This window comes from Mesorhizobium sp. P3_A9 (assembly GCF_056402975.1).
Map to the genome: position 1 here is coordinate 1 of NZ_JBFUGJ010000104.1, position 17305 is coordinate 17305.

23 protein-coding genes are annotated in these 17305 nt (G+C 61.8%); 8 read left to right on the plus strand and 15 right to left on the minus strand.

Annotated features, from left to right (window positions below; translation table 11 throughout):
* On the minus strand, window positions 1-235 hold a 235-nt coding region (locus AC1DX0_RS16235; RefSeq protein ID WP_477356055.1), incomplete at its 3' end, for a GntR family transcriptional regulator.
* Between the two features lie 93 nt (window positions 236-328).
* On the opposite strand from AC1DX0_RS16235, the gene AC1DX0_RS16240 reads away from it, so the two are divergent.
* The gene (locus AC1DX0_RS16240; RefSeq protein ID WP_477221282.1) at window positions 329-580 is read left to right on the plus strand and encodes a DUF1127 domain-containing protein; all 252 of its coding nucleotides are present in this window, start codon (window positions 329-331) and stop codon (window positions 578-580) included.
* Between the two features lie 111 nt (window positions 581-691).
* Here AC1DX0_RS16240 and AC1DX0_RS16245 read toward each other — a convergent pair whose 3' ends face one another.
* The 5 genes from AC1DX0_RS16245 to AC1DX0_RS16265 form a co-directional block, all read right to left on the minus strand.
* Window positions 692-1333, minus strand: a complete 642-nt coding sequence (locus AC1DX0_RS16245) for a Pr6Pr family membrane protein (protein ID WP_477221467.1) — start codon at window positions 1331-1333, stop codon at window positions 692-694.
* A gap of 2 nt (window positions 1334-1335) precedes the next feature.
* Window positions 1336-1743: a hypothetical protein gene (locus AC1DX0_RS16250; protein WP_477221283.1), complete on the minus strand. Its 408-nt coding sequence runs from the start codon at window positions 1741-1743 to the stop codon at window positions 1336-1338.
* Window positions 1740-2405, minus strand: a complete 666-nt coding sequence (locus AC1DX0_RS16255; protein ID WP_477221284.1) for a glutathione S-transferase family protein — start codon at window positions 2403-2405, stop codon at window positions 1740-1742. The genes AC1DX0_RS16250 and AC1DX0_RS16255 overlap by 4 nt, the downstream gene beginning before the upstream one ends.
* A gap of 70 nt (window positions 2406-2475) precedes the next feature.
* On the minus strand, window positions 2476-3144 hold the full coding sequence (gene purQ / locus AC1DX0_RS16260) for a phosphoribosylformylglycinamidine synthase subunit PurQ (protein WP_477221285.1): 669 nt from the start codon (window positions 3142-3144) through the stop codon (window positions 2476-2478).
* A complete protein-coding gene (locus tag AC1DX0_RS16265) occupies window positions 3141-3692 on the minus strand; it encodes an RNA 2'-phosphotransferase (RefSeq protein WP_477221286.1) in 552 nt (183 codons plus the stop codon). Before AC1DX0_RS16265 ends, purQ begins: the two co-directional genes overlap by 4 nt.
* 281 nt (window positions 3693-3973) lie before the next feature.
* Here AC1DX0_RS16265 and AC1DX0_RS16270 point away from each other — a divergent pair, with 281 nt between their 5' ends.
* Window positions 3974-5146 (plus strand): hypothetical protein, encoded by a 1173-nt coding sequence (locus tag AC1DX0_RS16270; RefSeq protein ID WP_477221287.1) that lies wholly within the window; start codon window positions 3974-3976, stop codon window positions 5144-5146.
* An 82-nt stretch (window positions 5147-5228) separates the two neighbouring features.
* On the opposite strand, the gene purS is transcribed toward AC1DX0_RS16270, so the two are convergent.
* Window positions 5229-5471, minus strand: a complete 243-nt coding sequence (purS, locus tag AC1DX0_RS16275; protein WP_027028672.1) for a phosphoribosylformylglycinamidine synthase subunit PurS — start codon at window positions 5469-5471, stop codon at window positions 5229-5231.
* 43 nt (window positions 5472-5514) lie between these two features.
* Window positions 5515-6309, minus strand: a complete 795-nt coding sequence (gene purC / locus AC1DX0_RS16280) for a phosphoribosylaminoimidazolesuccinocarboxamide synthase (RefSeq protein ID WP_477356058.1) — start codon at window positions 6307-6309, stop codon at window positions 5515-5517.
* A gap of 276 nt (window positions 6310-6585) precedes the next feature.
* On the opposite strand from purC, the gene AC1DX0_RS16285 reads away from it, so the two are divergent.
* Window positions 6586-6906, plus strand: a complete 321-nt coding sequence (locus tag AC1DX0_RS16285; protein ID WP_477356060.1) for a DUF1476 domain-containing protein — start codon at window positions 6586-6588, stop codon at window positions 6904-6906.
* 167 nt (window positions 6907-7073) lie between these two features.
* Complete coding sequence (locus tag AC1DX0_RS16290) at window positions 7074-7847, plus strand: HpcH/HpaI aldolase family protein (RefSeq protein WP_477221288.1); 774 nt, start codon at window positions 7074-7076, stop codon at window positions 7845-7847.
* Window positions 7848-7859: 12 nt separating this feature from the next.
* Here AC1DX0_RS16290 and AC1DX0_RS16295 read toward each other — a convergent pair whose 3' ends face one another.
* Window positions 7860-8414 (minus strand): RBBP9/YdeN family alpha/beta hydrolase, encoded by a 555-nt coding sequence (locus AC1DX0_RS16295; RefSeq protein ID WP_477221289.1) that lies wholly within the window; start codon window positions 8412-8414, stop codon window positions 7860-7862.
* Window positions 8415-8656: 242 nt separating this feature from the next.
* Here AC1DX0_RS16295 and AC1DX0_RS16300 point away from each other — a divergent pair, with 242 nt between their 5' ends.
* The gene (locus AC1DX0_RS16300) at window positions 8657-9472 is read left to right on the plus strand and encodes a VOC family protein (RefSeq protein ID WP_477221290.1); all 816 of its coding nucleotides are present in this window, start codon (window positions 8657-8659) and stop codon (window positions 9470-9472) included.
* A gap of 14 nt (window positions 9473-9486) precedes the next feature.
* On the opposite strand, the gene AC1DX0_RS16305 is transcribed toward AC1DX0_RS16300, so the two are convergent.
* The 4 genes from AC1DX0_RS16305 to AC1DX0_RS16320 all read right to left on the minus strand — a co-directional run bounded on the left by AC1DX0_RS16305 (window position 9487) and on the right by AC1DX0_RS16320 (window position 12928).
* Window positions 9487-10215, minus strand: a complete 729-nt coding sequence (locus tag AC1DX0_RS16305; RefSeq protein ID WP_477221291.1) for a metallophosphoesterase family protein — start codon at window positions 10213-10215, stop codon at window positions 9487-9489.
* Window positions 10216-10223: 8 nt separating this feature from the next.
* The gene (purB, locus tag AC1DX0_RS16310; protein ID WP_477356063.1) at window positions 10224-11525 is read right to left on the minus strand and encodes an adenylosuccinate lyase; all 1302 of its coding nucleotides are present in this window, start codon (window positions 11523-11525) and stop codon (window positions 10224-10226) included.
* 156 nt (window positions 11526-11681) lie between these two features.
* Complete coding sequence (locus AC1DX0_RS16315; protein WP_477221468.1) at window positions 11682-12146, minus strand: hypothetical protein; 465 nt, start codon at window positions 12144-12146, stop codon at window positions 11682-11684.
* A 56-nt stretch (window positions 12147-12202) separates the two neighbouring features.
* Window positions 12203-12928, minus strand: a complete 726-nt coding sequence (locus tag AC1DX0_RS16320) for a DUF2259 domain-containing protein (protein WP_477221293.1) — start codon at window positions 12926-12928, stop codon at window positions 12203-12205.
* A gap of 232 nt (window positions 12929-13160) precedes the next feature.
* Here AC1DX0_RS16320 and AC1DX0_RS16325 point away from each other — a divergent pair, with 232 nt between their 5' ends.
* Window positions 13161-13415 carry a DUF2171 domain-containing protein gene (locus AC1DX0_RS16325; RefSeq protein WP_096445325.1) on the plus strand — a complete coding sequence of 85 codons (255 nt, stop codon included), beginning with the start codon at window positions 13161-13163 and terminating at the stop codon, window positions 13413-13415.
* A gap of 14 nt (window positions 13416-13429) precedes the next feature.
* Here the strand turns inward: AC1DX0_RS16325 and AC1DX0_RS16330 are convergent, their stop codons facing one another.
* Together AC1DX0_RS16330 and AC1DX0_RS16335 are read right to left on the minus strand one after the other, a co-directional pair.
* Entirely contained in the window at window positions 13430-14452 is a 1023-nt protein-coding gene (locus AC1DX0_RS16330) for a P1 family peptidase (protein WP_477356066.1), read from the minus strand.
* A 16-nt stretch (window positions 14453-14468) separates the two neighbouring features.
* The gene (locus AC1DX0_RS16335) at window positions 14469-15542 is read right to left on the minus strand and encodes a branched-chain amino acid ABC transporter substrate-binding protein (RefSeq protein WP_477221295.1); all 1074 of its coding nucleotides are present in this window, start codon (window positions 15540-15542) and stop codon (window positions 14469-14471) included.
* Between the two features lie 179 nt (window positions 15543-15721).
* Here AC1DX0_RS16335 and AC1DX0_RS16340 point away from each other — a divergent pair, with 179 nt between their 5' ends.
* Complete coding sequence (locus tag AC1DX0_RS16340) at window positions 15722-16249, plus strand: flavin reductase (RefSeq protein WP_475451074.1); 528 nt, start codon at window positions 15722-15724, stop codon at window positions 16247-16249.
* The gene (locus tag AC1DX0_RS16345) at window positions 16246-17175 is read left to right on the plus strand and encodes an AAA family ATPase (protein ID WP_477221296.1); all 930 of its coding nucleotides are present in this window, start codon (window positions 16246-16248) and stop codon (window positions 17173-17175) included. Before AC1DX0_RS16340 ends, AC1DX0_RS16345 begins: the two co-directional genes overlap by 4 nt.
* Window positions 17176-17305 lie beyond the last annotated feature (130 nt).

Genomic DNA, 17305 nt, shown 5'->3' on the forward strand with positions numbered 1-17305 from the left:
GCACATAGGTTCCCCGCCCGACTTCGCCGCTTACCAGCCCGCGCTCGCGCAGCAATTGATAGGCCCGGCCGACCGTGCCGACGGTGGTGCCGATGTCGTAGGCGAGGTCGCGCTGCGGCGGCAGTTTTGTTCCGGCACCGATCACGCCCTGATCGATGCCTGCTTCAACGGAGGCGGCAAGGCGTTGATAGAGCGGCCCGGCGCCGGCGGTCAGATCTGGAAGCCAATTTGTCATGGTGACAATTTTCTATATTGCACCGAAATGTGAGTCAATACATATCAGTCGCGCACCAAAAGGGGTGCAATTGATACTTTTGGCAGAAAGAAAATGGATACAATCGCGACAATCCGTCATTCAAGCGCCGCGTTTCCAAGCGAAACGCTACCCCCGTCAGGTCGTCGTGGCTTTGTCGGCCGTCTGGTATGGGTGGTCAGCTCGCTGGCGAAATGGATCGGACACTTGCTGGAGCGTCGCCGCAGCCGGCTGGCATTGCTGGAAATGACCGACGATCAGCTCAAGGACATCGGTGTCTCGCGCTGCGATGCCCACAGTGAGGGTATCAGACCTTTCTGGGAGTAGAGGCCGATCTCAAGCGCGTCGCGCCTGAACGGATTCATGCGACGCGCTTTAGATCGTTGTCTCTATGCATGTCGTTCTCCCAAAACCGGGGCCACTTTTGGGCGACATGCATTAACGGACCCGTTTGGTTCCGCGATGGCCGATGCCGCGATCGATAAAAACGGCAACGACGCAGATTACCAGAAACAGTGCGGTGATGGCTAGCGCCGCAATGGCGACGCTGGCTGCACCGTTCTTGGCGACGTCGAGGAAGGGGTAGGGCACCTCGCCAGCGAATGGTGCCCGTACCAGCGCATAGGCCAGATAGGCGATTGGGTAGAGCACCCACCAGGAAATGTCGCTCCACCTTGTTTTGCCGTCGGCGCCCGCTATCAGCCACCACAGCACGAACAGCACCGGCGTTACGTAGTGCAGCAGCACGTCGCAGAGCAGGAACAGGCCTTGCGGCTGCCAGAGCTGTGCGAGAACCGTGGCATAGACGATGAAGACCAGGGTGATCGAAACCGCGACACCCGCGCGCATCCGGGAGCCGGCGAAGGCCGGCAGCCACGCATAGCCACTGGACGACAGCAGCGAGGTGTAGACGAGCACCGCGCCGATGTTGGTCAGGATGGTGAAGAAGCTGAGCAGGAAGATGATCGACCCGAGCAGGCTGCGGCCGGCTTCCATCGACGCTGGAATGCTGATGCAGAACTGCAGGACGAGGCCGGCCAACCCGATGGCCAGACCCACCACCTGCAGGAAGCGGCCCATGGTCAGGCGGTCGCGGCGCAAGCCGGATTGCCGGCTTGCCAGCGGGCAATGTCCGAGCCGATGCGCGCGCCGAGCGGATCGTTCATCAAAGGCCCGAAGGCGTCGACGCGGCTCGAATTGCCTTGCGCCTGCACGACCAGCAACGGCTTGCCGCCATAATGCTTGGCCGGCACCAGCAGGAAACGCGGCGTGCCGCTGAACGAGTTCAGCTCATTGGCCATCTGATATTGCTTGAAGGCCGGGTCCTTGCTGGCGATCCAGCATTTGTGTGCGGCGATCGCCACCTGTTCCATGGCCAGCAACGAGGCGCTCTTGCCCGAGGGGACAGGCGTGCTCTTCGGGGTCGATTGGCACGACGCCAAGGCAAAGCCTGCCGCGGCAACCAGGGCGATCGTCTTGCTCTTGATCAAGCGGCACCCATCTCGAGTTCGGACAGAAAGATTTTCAGGCCGTCGGTCATCTCGCCCCATACACGCGACAAAGCCGGATGCTGCGAAGCGATCTGCTCATAGGCATCGAACTTGGGGTAGGCATTGAGCAGGTCGTGGCGGCCCGTCATGGCGCGGAAATTGTTGAAGATGAAGCGAGTCGGCGTCAGCCACGCATCGGCGAAGCTTATGTCGTTGCCGAGCGCGAAGGGACCTTGCGCCATGCGCGCCTCGATCGCCGCCAGCCCGTGATGCAGGCGGGCGAATTGGGCGTCGATCTCGGCATTGTTTCGCTTCTGGACGAAATGCAGTTCGAAAAGCTTCATCGTCGGCGTCAGCACGTCGAGATCGGTGATGCGGGCGAACATGCGCACCAGGGCGCGGTCCTTGGAATCGGGCGGCAGCAGCGCTGGTTCCGGAAACCGTTCCTCGAGATATTCGGCGATGACCACCGATTCGACGATGGTTTCACCCGAGCCGGTGATCAGCACCGGAATCCGGTTCATCGGCGAGATGGCGCGAAACTCTTCGGGGATCGGAAAACCCGGCGGCGGCGCGATGATCTTGAGCGGCACGTCCTTGATGTAGGCCAGCGCCCGCACGATCGACGAGTAGGGCGACAACGGCCGCGAATAGAGTTTCATGACCGTCTCTCTCCCCAGAGCAATGGACGTGATGTCCTTGTAAACTTTACCGCATTTGCGGTTGAAATCGTCAAGCGGCGATGCCGAGCGCACCTTCGAAGAGCGCACGACCGTCGCTGCCGCCATGGGCGGCTTCGATCAGGTTTTCAGGATGCGGCATCAGGCCGAGCACATTGCCTTGTTCATTGATGATGCCGGCAATGTCGTTGATCGAGCCATTGGGGTTGGTGCCCTCGGCATAGCGGAACACCACCTGGCCTTCGCCTTCGAGGCGGGCAAGCGTGTCAGTGTCGGCGAAGTAATTGCCGTCATGGTGCGCCACCGGCGAGCGAATGATCTGGCCCGGCTGATAGCGGCGGGTGAACATGGTGTTGGCGTTGGTGATCTCGAGCTTGATCTGCCGGCAGACAAACTTCAGCGAGGTGTTGCGCATCAAGGCGCCAGGCAACAGGCCGGCCTCGACCAGGATCTGAAAACCGTTACAGACGCCGATGACGGTTACGCCCTCGGCGGCCTTTTCGGCGACCGCCCGCATCACCGGCATGCGCGCGGCGATCGCGCCGCAGCGCAGATAGTCGCCGAAGGAGAAGCCGCCTGGAATGGCGATCAGGTCGACATCGGGGATTTCGGTGTCGGTCTGCCAGACGGTGACCGGTGGTTTTCCCGAAATCTTGGTCAGCGCCGCGATCATGTCGCGGTCGCGGTTGAGGCCAGGCAGGAGGACGACAGCTGATTTCATGGCAATTCCCGTTCGAGCAACTCAAGCAGATACCGGGGTGGAACGTGGTTGGTCAACCAGACACCATTATCGGAGAGAAAGAATGACACCCCGTCCTTCGTCATGGACGCCGAGTCGACCTGCAGGATAACACTTTTCCCGGCGCGGCGCCGCGCGACGATCAGAGCCGTTTCGACATCCTTTGACAAGTGAACATGCCGGCGTGACTGGCTGGTCAGGCCTTCGCGCAAAATGCCGGGAAGAAACGCCTCCTTGGTGCCGTGGTAGAGGACATTGGGCGGAATCGATGGCGGCAGGCCGAGATCGACATCGACACTGTGACCCTGCACGGCACGGATGCGATCGCCCTCGACGGCAAAGCGCTTCTTCGGATTTTCCTCAACGACGCGCAAAACGTCGGCGGTCGATGCGCCGAATTTTTTCTGGATGACCGCGCAAAGCGCGCCGAAATCAGCCCAGCCGTTTTCGTCGAGCGACAATCCCGCCTCCTGCGGCGCGTGCCGCAGGACCAGGCTCATGAATTTCGAGATTTGCGTGTCGTTTGCCATTTAAGAAGCGGTCGCGCCACTGTGCTTGGGCGGCTTTATTCCAGTCCGTCCATCTATCGCTTGCCGGTCTAACGAGCGCGAGGCTTCCGGTCAAACCGCTCGCGCCAGGATTTTCTTGCCAAGAAACGGCCGCGAAGTGTTCGGGCAATTACTGTTGATTAAGTCTACGCCCATGTCGGCGGTATCCGAGAGAAATGTATCGACGATTTTATACGATACGAATCCCGAAATTAACGTCTCTGCCTCGTAAGATGAAGTTGTAGAAAAGGGCAGTGGTTCGAGTGGACAGCGACAAGATCAAAGAGCGTGAAAACGTTCGACGCAGCATGTGGGTTTCGGCAACGATCATAGCATCGCTTTGCGCGTTTACTTTCATGCTGGTGTGGGATGTTAGCGCCTCTACCGGAACGCTTTTTTCGACCTGGCTTTCTCTCGATACGGACCTGGGAGCATGCGCTGTCTCGTTCACGCGCCTGCTGCTGGCAACCACGATCATCTCGGCCGGCCTGGGCGTCATATCCGCGGGGCTGGTCGTCTCGGATCTGATTGATGTCTTCAGCTACAAGAGAAGCTTTCGCGTTTACCGCAGGCTTTTCGTGGCAGGGGCGGTCCTTACAGTATTGTTGCTGGTGCCGCTTATTTCGAAAGACGTTGGGTGGTATGCGGGCGGCCGTCACGGCATGTCACGGATCGATCTCGCGAACGCCTGTGTCGCCAGCCACTACACCACTTTCTACAGACTATACTGGCACCTTCTCATCGTCGTCATCCTGGGGTGGGCCAGCATGATGGTGTTGACGATCCTGCGGCGCGCAATCATCGACGGGCGCGATCCGAACGAGCTTTCCGACGATCCGCGAGTCAGGGAAATCCAGCTGCGAGCCCTGAAATGGTCTCAGCGCCGCATGGCGGTTGGACGAATCGCGTTCAAGCTCGCGGCGACCATTCTGGCCGCGGCGCTGTTCTTTGGCGGCGCGTCGTCCATGAAACCCGCCATTGCCCGGTTCATTCACACATTCACCTGGGAACGGCAAAAAGCGAATGTGGTCGAGACCGGCATGCAATGCGTGCTGGAAGTCAAAGTCAGGCGCGAATGGGTGGAGCGGTCCCGTTCCGATTGCTCTCGCGACGCCGAAATGATCCCTTCAACGCCGACGCCGGGCACGGGTGTCTGGCGAATCACGAAAGTCCCGACCGCAAAGCTTGCCTATCGTGCTCCGGACGGTGGCCAATACTCGTTCGACGTGGTCGGAGATTTTTATGTGAACTTCCCGACGTCAGTTGGGGCCGAGATCGAGGTGCTGCGCAATCCGGCCAGCCCGGAGGGGATCGACAAGGTAGTCGATAATGGCGACATCCAGCGAATGGCCTACAAGCTGCTCATGATCGTCATTGGCGCCGTTGCGATCTACTTTTTGTGGGTTCGCAGACAACAGAACCCGCGCCCGGTCTAAGCAGATCATTGCTGGCGCCAGGAGTTGGCCGTTGTTCCAACTCCGGCCATGCCAACTCCCAATTATTGGAGAGAAGGCGGCTTCAGCCCAGCGTTACGCTGTAATTCTCGATCACCGTATTCGCCAGCAGCTTGTCGCACATGGCTTTCAGATCGGCCTCGGCTTTAGCCTTGTCGCTTTCGGCCAGCTCGACGTCGAACACCTTGCCTTGCCGCACCGCGCCGACGCCGCCGAAGCCCAGGCCGGACAGCGCGTGTTCAATCGCCTTGCCTTGCGGGTCGAGAACACCGTTCTTGAGGGTGACGGTAATGCGGGCCTTGATCACGCTGGACATGCTCCTGTTCTAAAGTATCGATCGCAGGCCGCTATCAGTGCGGCTTGCCTTTGACGCCGTCGGTCGAGGCGACAAGCACCGGACCGGTGGGGCGTGGCGGTTCATTCTCGTTCATGATGCCGAGGCGGCGTGCGACTTCCTGATAGGCTTCGACGAGSCCGCCCATGTCGCGGCGGAAACGGTCCTTGTCGAGCTTATCCTGCGTCGCCACGTCCCACAGGCGACASGAATCCGGCGAAATCTCGTCCGCGACGACAATGCGCATCATGTCGCCCTCGAACAGGCGGCCGCACTCGATCTTGAAATCAACGAGCTGGATGCCGACGCCCATGAACAGGCCGGAGAGGAAGTCGTTGACGCGGATGGCGAGCGCCATGACGTCGTCGATCTCCTGCGGGCTGGCCCAGCCGAAGGCGGTGATGTGCTCTTCCGACACCATCGGATCGTCGAGCGCATCGGCCTTGTAGTAGAATTCGATGATCGAGCGCGGCAGAACGGTGCCTTCCTCGATGCCGAGGCGCTTCGACAGCGATCCGGCGGCGACGTTGCGCACCACCACTTCGAGCGGGATGATCTCGACTTCCTTGATCAGCTGCTCGCGCATGTTGAGCCGGCGGATGAAGTGGGTCGGGATGCCCATGCGGTTCAGATGGTTGAAGATGTACTCGGAAATGCGGTTGTTGAGCACACCCTTGCCGTCGATGAYCTCGTGTTTCTTCTTGTTGAACGCRGTKGCATCRTCCTTGAAGAACTGGATCAGCGTACCCGGTTCCGGTCCCTCATAGAGGATCTTGGCCTTGCCTTCATAAATGCGGCGGCGATTTTTCATCTGAATTTTTCTCTGGATTTGCGGGCAGGCGGCAAGCGACCAGTTCCTGTCCGTCTGCCTAAATTAGTGCGGCGACGGTTGGGGTTCAATGCCGGGTCTATCCCAATCACACCGTTTGCTCAATCGGCAAATCCTTCCAATCAACCGCTTTCGGGACTGAAATGCCGCAGCGCAGCATATGACGAAGCGTATTGACCGGCCCGCGACCTTTTGGTTTGTGCTTCGGCAACACACATATCACCTGTCAACGAATCGAATTTGACCCGGAGGGACGCCATGAGCAGCATGAAAGACCGCGAAGAAGGCTTCGAGCGCAAATTTGCATTCGACGAGGAGCTTCGGTTCAAGGCCTCAGCGCGCCGCAACAAGGCGCTCGGCCTGTGGGCCGCCGAAAAGCTCGGAAAGTCGGGCGCTGACGCTGATGCCTACGCCAAGGAAGTCGTCGTTGCCGACATCGAGGAAGCCGGCGATCACGACGTGTTTCGCAAGATCCGCAAGGATTTCGATGCCGCCGGCGTCGAACAGTCCGACCATCAGATCCGCCGCACCATGGACGAACTGATGGCGCAGGCGATCGASCAGATCAAGAACACCTGATCCCGGTCGACGCAGGTTTTCGCAAAGTGCCCCACCGTTTGCGACAGAACCTGCGGCGAAAAGGATAACTGGACCAATCGACCGCCCGGCCAAGCCGGGCGGTTTTTCTTTGCCTTTGCCGTGGTTTCCGGCTGAAACTGCTGATGCTTAACGAGGAAAGAGATTAGATGTCCCTGAAGTCCCGCCTTGCCGCCGATGAAACGCTGATCACTGCCTGGTCGGGCGTGCCGGACGCCCTGACCGTCGAGATCCTCGCCAAACAGGGCTTCGATGCCATCACGCTCGACATGCAGCATGGCGGCCATCATGAGGACAGCGTGCTGCGCGGTCTCGTGCCGGTGCTTGCCGCAAACAAGCCGGCGCTGGTGCGCATTCCGGTCGGCCGCTTCGACATGGCAAGCCGGGCGCTCGATTTCGGCGCCGAGGCAGTCATCGCGCCGATGGTGAACTCGGTGGCCGACGCAAAGCTGTTCGCCGCGGCGATGAAGTATCCGCCGCTCGGCGAGCGCTCGTGGGGCCCAACCTATGCCTTTCCGCGCCACGGCAAGGGTGACTATGCCGAATGGCTGCGCGACACCAATCAGCGCACCATGGCCTTCGCCATGGTCGAGACGCGTGCCGCCCTTGATGCGCTCGACGGCATTCTCGACACACCAGGCATCGACGGCATTTTCCTCGGCCCATCGGATTTCTCGATCGCCTGGAGCAACGGCACGGTCGTCAATTCAACGCTGGAAAGCATGATGGAGACGATAGCATCGGTCGCCGAGCGCACCCGCAAGGCCGGAAAACATGCCGCGATCTATGTCGTCGAGCCGGCAATTGCTGGCCGAGTCGTATCGATGGGTTATCGCCTGCTCGCCACCGGGTCCGAGCATGCGCTGATTTCGCTGGGCGCAAAAACCCTGCTCAAGAGCATCAAGGATTCCATCGGCGCCTGACTCGGCGCGACGCTAGGCCTTCAGATCCGTCAGGAACTTGGCGAAGGTCATCGACCCCTCGGGCCAGGGGCCGAAGCCTGACTCCTGGTTGAGATGGCCGGTCTCGCCGGCATCGATGAACAGCGAGCCCCAGGCGCCGGCAATGTCCTCGGCGACATCGAAAGTGCAGAACGGGTCGTTGCGGCTGGCGATCACGATCGACGGAAATGGCAGCGGCTCGCGTGGGTAGGGGCCGAAGGTCATCAGGTGCTTCGGCTTGAGCTTGGGATTGGCGACATCGGGCGGCGCCACGAAGAAGGCGCCTGCGACCGGCTTGACGAATTGCGGGATGGCCTGCACGGCCGCCGCGACGCCAAGCGAATGCGCGACGATGACGACCGGCCGTTCGGCCTCGTTGACCGCTTTGGCCACGCTTGCCGTCCAGTCCTCGCGCACCGGCTTCGACCACTCCGCCTGCTCGACGCGACGCGCCGTCGACAGTTTCGACTGCCAGCGGGTCTGCCAATGCTCAGGCCCGGAATTGGTGTAGCCCGGAACAATCAGGATATCTGCGTCTTTGACTTTCATGCCGCTGAGATAGCGAGCGTGATTGCCTCATGCAACCGTTGAAGGGCACGATCCTGCTCACAATGGTGAACACCATGTTCGCTTTTCGCTGTCTTGTGTGAACGATCGCAATAGACGATCTGTCGTCAGGAGAGAAATAGCCGTGGGGCCGTATTTTGGCGCTGACACGACGTACAATGATTGGCGGCGCCGGGCTCCTGGCTTTGGGAGCTTCATCAAGCGTTGCCGCAACGGAGACAATGATGAGCGAACTTCCATTTGCCGCCACCACGCCGGTGAGCGTTGCCCGCGTCGGCCTGAAGGCGCGTGACGCCGAAAGTCTTGCCGCCCATTACCGCAAGGTCGTGGGACTGCAGGAATTGAGCCGTGCCGACGGCGCGATCACGCTGGGTGCCGGCAGCCGTCCGCTGCTGGTGCTCGAGCCGGACACCTCCGCCAAGCCGGACGATCCGCGCAGCGCCGGCCTTTTCCACACGGCTTTCCTGTTGCCCAGCCGCGCCGATCTCGGCCGCTGGATCAACCACGCCATATCAGACAAGATCTCCATTGACGGCGCTTCGGACCATCTGGTCAGCGAGGCGCTCTACTTGACCGACCCTGAAGGCAACGGCATCGAGATCTATGCCGACCGCCGTCCGCAGGACTGGAAATGGAACGGCGACAAGATCGCCATGGCGACCGAGCGGCTGAATATTCCGTCGATTGTCGCCGAAGTGCCGGCAGGCGATGCCGGCTGGCAGGGTACACCGGAAAACAGCATTGTCGGCCATGTCCACCTGCGCGTCGGCAGGCCGGAAGAGGCCGAGGCCTGGTGGAACCAGGAATTCGGCTTCGACACGGTCGCCAAATATGGTGGCCAGGCGGTGTTCCTGTCGTCCGGCGGCTACCACCACCACATCGGCGCCAATGCCTGGCAGAGCGCCAGTGCCGGCCGCCGCGACCCGAGCCGGTCGGGTCTCGCCTGGGTCGAGATGCGTTCGGACAAGGCAACCGCCGAAACCATGCGGGAAGACCCGTGGGGCACGGTGATCCGCACCGTGCCTGGCGCTGCCGGCTAATCGCAGCTCCGCTCTTAAACAGAACTGGCGGCGTAACCGGTCAGCAGTCCGTGCGCCCAACTGTCGAAGCCGGCCGCCGTCGCGCGGGCGGATGCTTCGGTCCAGTCATAGTTGACCGCGTGGTGACAGAACGACCATTCGCCGTTCCTGCGCGTTGCGATGGCGTAGCGGGCGTGCGGGCTGCCTGTCACGGTGAGGCCGGGAAAAGCCTGGACGCCCACACTGCCGGGATTGAGTATCGTCTGCCGGCCGGGCAGATGCACAACGCGCGGCGTATGTGTGTGACCGCACAAGGTAAGCCCTGCGTCGACGCTGCCAAGCTTGAGCCTGATCTGCCTTTCGTTAGACGGAAAAAAATGATCGCCGCCATCCTCCTCGAGCAGGAACACGTCGTCGTCGCTGGGGCTGCCGTGGCATAGCAGGAGTTCGGAGACGGGCGACAAGGTGAGCGGCAATGCCGCAAGCCAGGACAGCGACGCCTGTGAGAGGCGCTCATGGGTAAACGCGTCGACATCTTCCAGGCCGGAAACAGGATGTTCGACAAGCACACGGTCGTGATTGCCGCGCACTGTTGGCCAATTCTCCGCAATCAAATATTGCGCGCTTTCTTCCGGCCATAGCGGCCCGGAGAGACAATCACCCAGGTTGACGATGATATCGGGAGAATTATCCTTGATCTGCGCATGAACCGCTTCAAGCGCGCGCAGATTCCCGTGGATGTCTGAAAGGACAGCCAGTCGCATGGAAAATCCTATCCAAACACCCGCCTGAAAATGGTGTCGACATGCTTGGTGTGATAGCCCAGGTCGAATTTCTCGCGGATTTCGGCCTCGGGCAGGGCAGCGGTCACTTCCTTGTCGGCCAGAAGTTCCTCAAGAAAATCAGCGCCTTGTTCCCACACCCTCATGGCATTGCGCTGCACCAGCCGATAGGAGTCCTCGCGTGACAGGCCGGCCTGCGTCAGCGCCAGCATCACGCGCTGCGAATGCACCAGGCCGCGGAACTTGTTCATGTTCTTCAGCATGTTCTCGGGATAGACGACCAGCTTGTCGATGACGCCGGTCAGCCGTGACAGCGCGAAATCCAGCGTCACCGTGGCGTCCGGACCAATCATGCGCTCAACCGAGGAGTGCGAGATGTCGCGCTCGTGCCAGAGCGCCACGTCCTCCATCGCCGGCAGCGCCATCGAGCGCACCATGCGGGCAAGACCGGTGAGRTTTTCMGTCAGCACCGGRTTGCGCTTRTGCGGCATYGCCGACGARCCYTTCTGGCCYGGCGAAAAATACTCTTCCGCYTCSAGCACTTCGGTGCGCTGCARATGSCGGATTTCGRTCGMCAGYCGCTCSATCGACGAGGCGATGACGCCGAGCGTGGCRAAGAACATRGCGTGRCGGTCGCGMGGGATGACCTGCGTCGACACCGGCTCCGGCTTCAGCCCGAGCTTTGCCGCGACATGCTCCTCGACATAGGGGTCGATGTTGGCGAAGGTGCCGACCGCGCCTGAAATCGCACAGGTGGCGATATCTTCCCGCGCATGCACCAGTCGCTCCCGGCAGCGCGAGAATTCGGCATAGGCCTGCGCCAGCTTGATGCCGAAGGTTGTCGGCTCGGCATGGATGCCGTGGCTGCGGCCGATGGTGACCGTGTCCTTGTGCTCGAAGGCGCGGCGCTTGAGCGCTGCAAGCAGGCCGTCGATGTCGGCGAGAAGGATATCGCTGGCCCGCGTCAGCTGGACGGCAAAGCAGGTGTCCAGAACATCCGAAGACGTCATGCCCTGATGGATGAAGCGCGCGTCCGGTCCGACGAATTCGGCGAGATGGGTCAGGAAGGCGATGACGTCATGCTTGGTGACGCGCTCGATCTCGTCGATCTTGTCGACGTCGAATTTCGCAGCATTGCCCTTTTCCCAGATGGTTTTCGCAGCTGCTTTCGGGATGACGCCGAGTTCGGCCAGCGCGTCGCAGGCATGGGCCTCGATTTCGAACCAGATGCGAAACCGGGTTTCGGGCGACCAGATGGCGACCATTTCCGGCCGGGAATAGCGAGGGATCATCGGTCAGTCCTGATGTATCTTGAGCAATCCAGGAAAAGTGCGCAGCGGTTTTCCGTCCGGAATTGCGAAAAAGAGGAGTTAGAGCGGGTCGGCGGTTCTACCAAACGCTGACCTGCTCTGGGTTAGCCCGCGTCCTAACAGAGGCGGACAAAATGCTCAACGCTGTTGCCGCGCAAACCAAAGGCTTGCGGCAAACAAGGCGACGAAACCAAGCGGAAAATAGAGCCGGATGCCCAGCACCACGAACTGGTAGAGCGCCACCGCCATCGTAAAGACGAGCTGAAACCCCCAGGTGAGGGTGAAGACGGGCGCATGCCATTCGGCATAGTAGGACCGGTATTGCAAGGCATAGAGCCCGGCGGTCAGCCCGATCGTCGCGGCGGCAAGGCAAACCATTGCCGCGGCGAAGGCGACCTCTCGACCTCGCCCGAGCGAGACCAGCCGTGCCGCGAACAGGCCAACCGGAAAGGCCAGGGCGCCGCCGCCCGCAAACAGCAGCGATACGGTGCGGATCTTGTCCGGCGTCACCCAACTGTCCAGCAACAGGTTGACGAGCGCACTGGCGCCCATCGTGGCGGCCCATAGCAAGGCGCCGAGAAGTGCCGTGCGCGGCGTCGGTATCGCGTTGTACACGCGGCCGAGGGCACGATTGCGCCTTGCGGGTTGAACAATGGGTGTCACAGGCGGCCGGTCACGGCGATCCAGCGGAAGTCCGGCCCCTCGAAGCCATATTGGCGCACCGCGATCAGCACCGCATAGGCGCTGAGGCTGTCCATGGAGAATGTCTGCACCGCACCGATGCTGTAGCCGTTCGGACAACCCCGGCTCTTGGGGATCGACTTGTCCTCATGCAGCAATTTGGTGGCGCCGCCATCCTGCGCCTCGATGCGCAGCAGCCGGAAGCCATTGATCTCGCCCTGGCTGTCGCAGCCCTCGGTGTTGTTCATGCCGAGCTCGTCGATCCGGAACTCGAGCGGCTGGTCGACCGGAGAAAAGATCGGCCGCGGATTGACCACCATGCGATGCGGATCGGCCGACAGCTCGGTCACCGGGTTGAAACCGGCGGTGATGCCGCGGTTGGCGCTCAACTCGGCCTGGCTGACAATGGCCTCGCCCTTCTGCCGGGCCTGAAGGCGCGCCGCGTCCAGTTTGGCGTTCTCGTCGTCGAGCCGGACCCGGATCGGCGTGCCCTTGAGAAAGCTGTCGGTGCTGGTGTCGATGTAATAGCGATTGGCATAGGGAAAGCCCGACCCGTCCTGAACGCCATACTCCTCGAAAGCGAACACGCCACCGTCCTTGGTGAAGCCAAGGATTTCAAGTTCGGCGACATCGCCGGCCTGGGCAGAGATCGACGCCGCAAACTGCGCGGCCAGGGAAACGGCAAACAACAAAAGTATTCGCATTGTTTCACTCCGGCAGCGGCGATCGTTGCAATCCCTAAAGCAATTCCAGGAAAAGTGTGAAACGGTTTTCCGTCCGGAATTACGTCAAACAAAGAGATAGAGCAGGGTGCCGTTTCCTTGAAACGGTGAACTGCTCTAGCACGACCGAATCAAAACGTCGTGCGGGTCAAAAGCCGATGCATCCAATCGGCCCGTCATTTGTTATTGTCGGCAGTCCCAATGGAGAACCACCATGACCGACACCAGCAAAATTCGTGAGCATATGGAAGTCGTCGGCGCCGATGGCGTGCATGTCGGCACTGTCGACAAGGTCGACGGCCAGCGCATCAAGCTGACCAAGGCCGATAGCGGCGAGGGCGCTCACAAGGGTCATCACCACTACATTCCCCTGGCCCTGGTTGCCGAGGTCGATGGCAAGAAGGTGTGGCTGTCGGCGAATTCCGATGTCGCGGTGACGTTCGAGGAAGAAAAGTCCGATCCCGTCTGATAGGGCGACCCGCTCTAGCGTCGCGACGACCAGACCGGAAACAGATCGTTGTCGGCTGGCGTCGCGGCAAACACGCCGCGGCTGATGGCGCGCGCCATGGTGGCGCCGGCCGCGGCATAGAGGTCGATTGCCGCATCGGCTTCAAGCACAATACCGCTCGTTCCCGTCGCCAGTGCGAACACCAGATCGCCGTCGGCCGGCGTGTGTGTCGGCCAGATGGCGCGCACGAAGCCGTCATGCGCCGACATTGCCAGGCGTTTCGCGGCTGCCTTGGTGAGAACCGCGTCCGTGGCAATGACGGCGATCGTGGTGTTGCCGCCGGTTTCCATCTGCTTGTCGGCATGTTTGTCGCGGTATTTCAGCAAGATGTTCTTGGCGTCTTCCGGCATCGGCGAGGGATAGCCGAGCCCACCGAATTCATCGCCGATCTCGAAGGGTGCCGCCCAGAAATGGCGCGAACGGCTGACGGTCACCGATCCGGTCGGATTGACTGCGGCCAGCGCACCGATGGTGACGCCACTGTCGAGCAGCGTCGAGGCGGAGCCCAGACCGCCCTTCAGCCCTGCGGTCAACGCACCGGTGCCGGCGCCGGCCGTGCCGATCTCGAAATCGATGGCGGCGGATTGCGCTGCCTCATAGCCGAGGTCGCGRTAGGGTGGATAGCGGCCCCAATCCTTGTCGCCGCCATTGCSCARGTCRAACAGGATCGCYGCCGGCACGATCGGCACGCGAAAGCCGCSSACCTCRAAGCCGATGCCGCGCTCGCGCAGCGCCGCCTGCACGCCGGACGCAGCATCAAGGCCGAAAGCYGAACCGCCCGACAGCACCACGGCRTGGATSGCCTCGACCGAATTGTGCGGTTCGAGCAGGTCCGTCTCGCGGGTTCCCGGCGCACCGCCGAGGATCTGGACACCGGCCACCGCCGGTTCGTCGCACAGCACTGTTGTCACGCCGGACTTGAGCCTGGCATCGGAAGCATTGCCGACACGCAGGCCGGCAACGTCGGTGATCAAGTTGCGCGGGCCGGTGCGGAACATCAGTTGCTTTCCAACATCAGTTGCCATCGAGGGGCACGAAGCGTGTGCCGTCGAAGCGGAAGACGCGGTAAGGGCTCTGGCTGAGGTCACCCTTGGCGTCGAAGCGGATCGGTCCGATCGCCGTGGTGAAATCTTGCCCGGTCAGGGCGTCGGTCAGCGGCTTGCCCGAGGTTTCGGCCAAACCTGACGCCGCCTTGGCGATCTCSACCGCSGCATAGGCCGGCAGCGTGTAGCCGTCCGGCACGATCTTTTGCGTGGAGAAGCTTTCCAGCACTTTTGCGTCGGCGACGTCGGCCCATTCCGGCGGGGCGATCATCAGCGTGCCCGTCGCGTAAGGCACGTCGCCGGGCGGCGTGCGCAGATTTTCGCCGCCGGCAAAGGTGATGCCGGCCTGGAGCTGCGCGGCATCGCGGCCCATGATCGCAATGTCGTCGCCGTCGCCACCGGCAAAGACATGCGTGGCGCCGGCTTTCTTCAGCCGGCCAACCAGGCCGATCTGGTTGTCGAGTTGCGGCCTGAACGTGTCGACGAACACCGGTTTCAGCGCCGCYTGCTCSGCCGCCGCGCGAAATGTCTCGGCCATCTCGCGGCCATAGATGGTGCCGTCATCGATTATGGCGAACAGCTCGTTCTGCCACAGGCGGGTGAGGGTGGAGGCAACGGCGTTGCGCTCATCGCCGCCGCGCGGCCCGAGGCGATAGACCGGCCAGCCGGTCTTGGCGCGGCGGTCTGTGAGGCTTTCGGTTCGCACGCCGACGGTGATGACCGGGATGTTGGCGTCCTTGAGGATCGGCATCGCCGCCTCGATCGCGTCGGTGCAAAGGAAGCCGACGACGATACTGACCTTGGCCGCCACGAAGTCCCTGGCCGCCGCGGCACCACCATCGGCGGTACAGGCGTCATCCACAGTCTTGAGTTCGATGCCGTTCGCTTGCGCTGCCAGACTGGTGCCGGCCGCGACCTGCTTGCCGAGCATTGCCGATGGCCCGGACAAGGGCGCGGCGACGCCGACCAGCAGCGTCTGCGCGTTCGCGCTGTTGGCCACGAACAGCCAGACCAGCGCCGCTATTGTTCTTGTCCCAGGTCGCATTCGAGCGATGGAGTCCTCCGTGCCGGCTTTACGCTTTGGCACTATTTGCCGCCAAGACCTAAAGGCTGCCCGGCCTTGGTGCAACACGCGAATTTGGGGATATGGGCCAAGCACTTCGCTTGTGGCGTGTCATGTCTGGCCATATATGTCAGGACGATGCTGGCCATGGAATATTCCCGGTGCTGAAGAAGAACGATATTGGGCCGCAGGCCTATCGCGACGCGATGAGCCATTTTGCCGGCCACGTCCATGTGGTTACAACTGACGGGCCCGCCGGCAAGCGCGGCACGACGGTGATTGCCGCCTGTTCGGTGTCGGACACGCCGCCGACCATTCTGGTCTGTCTCAACCGCGAAAATGCCAAGAACGAGCTGTTCGTGCAAAACGGCCGGTTTGCCTTGAACACGCTGGCCTCGCACCAGGAGCCGCTGTCGATCGGCTTTTCCGGCATCACTGGTCTGCCGCTCGAGGAGCGTTTCGCGCTCGGTGAGTGGGATGTGATTTCCACCGGCGCGCCGACGCTGAAGGGCGCACTCGCCGTGTTCGACTGCGAATTGATCGACACAAAGGATCTAGCCACCCATCGTGTGCTTTTTGGCAAGGTGACAGGCCTGCGCATGGGCGATAATTTGCGGCCGCTGATCTACCACGCCCGCGGCTACCATGTCCTGGACAGCGGAGCGGCGGCGTTCACGGAGAAAGAATGACCGAACTGAAACCGCGCCCCGTGCCGCGGACGATCGACGAGACGCTCGATCTTCTGACCGGCGCGGACTATGTGGCGGACCGGTCGCTGGCGACCGTGCTTTTCCTGTCGCTGCGCATGAACCGACCCTTGTTCCTCGAGGGCGAAGCCGGCGTCGGCAAGACCGAGATCGCCAAGGTGTTGGCTGGGGCGCTTGGCCGCCGGCTGATCCGCCTGCAGTGCTATGAGGGGCTCGACGTCTCCTCGGCCGTCTATGAGTGGAACTACGCCGCGCAGATGATCGAAATCCGCATGGAGGAGGCGGCCGGCAAGGTCGACCGCTCCGCCATGGAGCGCAACGTGTTCTCCGAAAAATACCTGATCCGCCGCCCGGTGCTCGATGCGCTGACCGGCAAGACGGGGGCGGCCCCGGTCTTCCTGATCGACGAACTCGACCGCACCGACGAGGCCTTCGAAGCCTTCCTGCTCGAAATCCTGTCCGACTATCAGGTGACGGTGCCCGAACTCGGCACCATCAAGCCCGAAGAGCCGCCGATCGTCATCATCACCACCAACCGCACCCGTGAGATCCACGATGCGCTGAAGCGGCGGTGCCTCTACCACTGGGTCGATTATCCCAATGCCGAGCGCGAATTGGAGATCGTGCGCCGCAAGGTGCCGCAAGCCAACCAGCGGCTTTCGGCGGAGGTGGTCTCCTTCATCCAGAAGCTGCGCCAGATCGAGCTGTTCAAGGTGCCGGGCGTTGCCGAGACCATCGACTGGGCCGGTGCGCTGACGGAGCTCGACAAGGTGGCGCTCGATCCCGAAACCGTGTCCGACACGATCGGCGTGTTGTTGAAATACCAGGACGATATTGCCCGCATCGGTTCGGGCGAGGGCCGGCGCATCCTCGACGAGGTCAAGGCCGAGCTCGCGGCGGCGCAGTAGCGGCAATGAACGCGCCGGGTGCTTACCCCAAAGAGGCCGACCCCAGAGAGGCGACGCCGGACGGGCGCATCGCCGACAACATCGTCTATTTCGCCCGCACCTTGCGCAAGGCCGGCATGCGGGTCGGACC